The organism is Halorubrum sp. SS7, assembly GCF_005435055.1.
Taxonomy (GTDB): Archaea; Halobacteriota; Halobacteria; order Halobacteriales; family Haloferacaceae; genus Halorubrum; species Halorubrum salinarum.
Genome location: NZ_SGXV01000590.1, coordinates 1 through 246 on the forward strand (window position 1 = coordinate 1; position 246 = coordinate 246).

At 72.8% G+C, this 246-nt stretch carries 1 protein-coding gene; it reads right to left on the minus strand.

Features of this window, described 5'->3' with window-relative positions; all coding sequences use genetic code 11:
• Positions 1-64: 64 nt before the first annotated feature.
• Positions 65-246: universal stress protein (locus EXE44_RS19250; protein WP_158293523.1), on the minus strand; the 182-nt coding region annotated here is incomplete at its 5' end.

The window sequence follows — 246 nt, forward strand, 5'->3', positions numbered from 1 at the left end:
GATGGTCGGCGAGGTGGTCGCCGCCGAACGAGCCGAGCGGGCCGAGGAGTGATCGGCGCCTCCCTCACCGAACGACCGTGACGGGCACCTCGGCGCGGCGGACAACGCCCTCCGCGACGCTGCCGAGGAGGACCCGGGAGATTCCGGTTCGTCCCTGACTCGCCAGCACGACGTGGTCGAACGGTTTGCCGGGCTCGTCGCCGTCCTCGCCGACAGGCTTCTCGCCGCCCCCCACGGCGAGGATCG